Annotated in this window: 1 protein-coding gene; it reads right to left on the reverse strand. The window is 70.9% G+C overall.

The window, feature by feature from the left end:
* The coding region (locus F1615_RS35405; protein ID WP_149553131.1) for an IS110 family transposase at positions 1-1,079 on the reverse strand (1,079 nt) is incomplete at its 3' end.
* Between the last annotated feature and the right edge of the window lie 177 nt (positions 1,080-1,256).

Genomic DNA, 1,256 nt, shown 5'->3' on the forward strand with positions numbered 1-1,256 from the left:
CAGCGGTCGTAGTAGGTGCGGGAGGCGGGATCGTGGAGGGCGGCGAACGCGGAGAGGAACATCGCTCGTTTCAGCTGCCGGTTGCCGCCTCGGGGGGCGTGCTCGCCGTGGATCGACGTGCCGGACTGCCGGGTTGCCGGGGCGAGGCCGGCGTAGGAGGCCAGGTGAGCGGCGGTGGGAAAGCTGCTGCCGTCGCCGACGGTGGTCAGGAGGACTGCGGCGGTCCTGACGCCGATGCCGGGCATCGAGGTCAGGACCTGGGAAAGAGGGTGGGCCTCCAGCAGGGCCTCGATCCGGGTTTCCAGGGCCCGGCGTTGCTCGTGAACGGCGGCCAGCGACTTCGCCAGCGACGGGACGATCACGTCGAGGGTGCCGGTGCCCGGGACGACGACGGTCTGCTCGTCGAGTGCGGTGAAGATGTCGTTGACCAGCCGCTCGGCCATGCGCGGGGCCCTCGGGCGGACGACCTCGGCCAGCTTGCGGCGGCCCGCTTTGCGGAGTGCTTGCGGGGATCCGTAGCGCTCGAGGAGCCAGGTCACTGCCGGGTGGTCCAGGCGCGGGCCGAGGACGCGTTCCAGGCTGGGGTGGAACTGGGTGAGCAGGCCGCGGATGCGGTTGGAGGTGCGGTTGGCCTCGCCTGCGAGGTCCTGGTCGAAGCCGACCAGCATGGTCAGCTCCGCGGTGACCTCATCGGTCAGGTCGAGGGTGCGCAGGGTGTGGGGCATGGTGCGGGCAGCGTCCGCAATGACCACGGCGTCCTTCGCGTCGGTCTTGGCCTCGCCGGGGTAGAGGTCGGCGATCCGTCGCATCGCCAGTCCGGGCAGGTAGGCGACCTGGCAGCCGGCGTCCCGGGCGACGGTCAGTGGGAGGGCGCCGATGGAGGCGGGCTGGTCCACGACCACCAGGACGGTGCCGAACTTGGCCGTGAGCTTGTCGAAGACGGCCCGCAGCTTCGGTTCGCTGTTCGGCAGGGCTTTGTCGAAGACCTTCTTCCCGGCCGGGGTCAGTCCGTGGCCGTGATGGTTGCTCTTGCCGACGTCCAGGCCGAGGAAGACGCCCGTCTCGTCGATGTCGATCACCGTGCCCCCACATGCGTCGATGCTGTGCCGGCCTCGGCGGTTGGGGCCGTTCGCGCGCATCCACGTTATGCAGACCTGCCGCCCGCGAGCTGCCCGGCATTGCGCCGGGCCGGGCAGTGGCCGGGCCTCTGATCAGCGTCTCCGACGGCACCTCTCGGGCCCGGTGACACCACCCCC

Origin of the sequence: Streptomyces marokkonensis, assembly GCF_008312835.1 — a bacterium.
Lineage (GTDB): Bacteria > Actinomycetota > Actinomycetes > Streptomycetales > Streptomycetaceae > Streptomyces > Streptomyces marokkonensis_A.